Source organism: Treponema sp. R6D11 (assembly GCF_054786075.1).
This window is the reverse complement of record NZ_BDHD01000533.1, coordinates 1-827: the sequence shown is the minus strand read 5'-3', so window position 1 is coordinate 827 and position 827 is coordinate 1. Positions and strand designations below refer to the sequence as shown.

Below are 827 nucleotides of genomic sequence, written 5' to 3'. Positions count from 1 at the left end.
AATGTATAACTACCCGCGTCCGCTCCTGTCAGCGACCAACCGCTAAAGGTAACAGTCTTGCCGCTACCTGCTGTCGCGCTTTCAAATGAGGCGGTTCCGGTAACAACACTTACATCATCACCTGCTATTGTACCGCTGATTGCCGCCGCGCCTGTTACGGTTGCCGTTGTCGTGCCGTCATACTGCTTGTTCTCCGCCGACAGTCCGGTAATAGTAACCTGTTTGTGGTTAACCGCTAATGTGTATTCCGCTTGCGCGTGCGCGTATACAGCGTCAGCCGCTTTTTCGGCGGTAATAACAGTGGAACCTGCTTTTAGAATTGTAACTTGCCCCGAACTGCTCACTGTAGCTACAGTTGGATTTTCGCTAGAATAGGTAATTGCTCCGCTACCTAAGTATCCCGCGACAATAGCGTTGGTAAAAGCTGCGTCGCCGTAGGTTTTATTTATATGCCCTGTAGTGGTAAATGCGATTGGGGCAGATGTCAGATTGGTATGTTCAAATACGGCGGTAATGGTAATAGTCCTCTCTGAAGCGTCCACCCGCATTTATGACGTATGTTCTAGTCCCATTTCCCGCGTTGTTTACGGGATTGATTGTTGCGTTAACGCCGTCAAAATTCAGCAAGTTTTTTGGCATAGTATTCGCAACTGTGTATGTAAATGTAACAGTATCACCTGCAATACCGGAATCAGGCGACGCTGTTACAATATCGCCTAACACATTACCGCTTATGTCAATAATAATATTATATATTATATTCACAGTAACTTTTATCGGTCTGCTTGTCGTTGTTTTACCGGTTCGTTTATCGATAACTTCTACAT

2 protein-coding genes are annotated in these 827 nt (G+C 45.9%); both read right to left on the bottom strand.

The features are described from left to right. Positions 1-548: YDG domain-containing protein (locus ACYVTD_RS14510; protein WP_461248427.1), on the bottom strand; the 548-nt coding region annotated here is incomplete at its 3' end. Beyond that, positions 499-827, bottom strand: a 329-nt coding sequence (locus ACYVTD_RS14505) for a hypothetical protein (RefSeq protein ID WP_461248426.1), incomplete at its 5' end; no start/stop codon positions are given. The genes ACYVTD_RS14510 and ACYVTD_RS14505, both read right to left, overlap by 50 nt.